This is a genomic window from Pseudoalteromonas shioyasakiensis (genome assembly GCF_022398475.1).
In the GTDB taxonomy this organism is placed as follows: Bacteria; Pseudomonadota; Gammaproteobacteria; order Enterobacterales; family Alteromonadaceae; genus Pseudoalteromonas.
Genome location: NZ_JAKEVM010000291.1, coordinates 1 through 921 on the forward strand (window position 1 = coordinate 1; position 921 = coordinate 921).

The window sequence follows — 921 nt, forward strand, 5'->3', positions numbered from 1 at the left end:
GTCCGATACTGTCTAGTATTGGACTTAATATATCTTTAGTATTTGCAACATTAACTAGATTGCCATACTAATATTCAAGGAATATGTATGAAAAAGTTTATCGCTATTAGTTTAGTTTTAATCACTACAATTTTAACCGGTTGTGCTACAACAGGAAGTGCATCTCCCGATGAAAAACGTGCTTTAGTACAAAGCATGAAAAACAATACACTAAGTGAGCTTTACGCTCAAAAACCTGATGTTAAACAACAAATTGCTAACTCTGCTGGTTATGCGGTTTTTGATAATGCCAATGTAAATGTTGTTTTAGCCAGTTTTGGCGGTGGTTATGGTGTTGTTAAAAATAACCTAACCGGTAAATCAACTTACATGAATATGGGTGAAGCGGGTTTAGGTCTAGGTTTAGGTGTTAAAGACTTTAATGTTGTGATGGTTTTTCATAACCAAGCAGCAGTAAATCGCTTTATTGAACATGGTTGGGCATTCGGTGGAAATGCAGATGCTGCAGCAAAATATGAAGATAAAGGTGGCGCTTTAGTTGCCGAAGCAATTGCAGACCAAGTAACTGTTTACTCTTTAACCGAAAATGGCCTTGCGTTACAAGCGGTACTGAAAGGCACTAAGTTTTGGGTAGATTCTGAGCTAAATTAAGCTATTTAAAACCCTTCTAAAAGTGGGCTAGTTAGCAACCTAACTCCCACTTTTAATTATTTTAACTAATTTAACATAACGTAATTTATGGGCTATCTACGATACCGCAAAGGCGGGACTGTATTAGTCATAACTGCTGCACTCGCAATTGTCATTGCTACCGCCACACATGCCGCAGTTATTTTCTTTTTTATTTCAGACCAACGATCTTTTAGTTCTTTATCCTTTGTTTTTTCAATAGATAAACTAATAAGAGCTTCTTTCCAATCA

1 protein-coding gene is annotated in these 921 nt (G+C 36.3%); it reads left to right on the plus strand.

Features of this window, described 5'->3' with window-relative positions; all coding sequences use genetic code 11:
• Positions 1-87: 87 nt before the first annotated feature.
• Positions 88-651, plus strand: a complete 564-nt coding sequence (locus L1D51_RS21525; RefSeq protein WP_054553327.1) for a lipid-binding SYLF domain-containing protein — start codon at positions 88-90, stop codon at positions 649-651.
• Positions 652-921: the final 270 nt, after the last annotated feature.

Coding starts and splice junctions, on each gene's coding strand:
- L1D51_RS21525 (WP_054553327.1), top strand. CDS start 88: ATGAAAAAGTTTATCGCTATTAGTTTAGTTTTAATCACTACAATTTTA.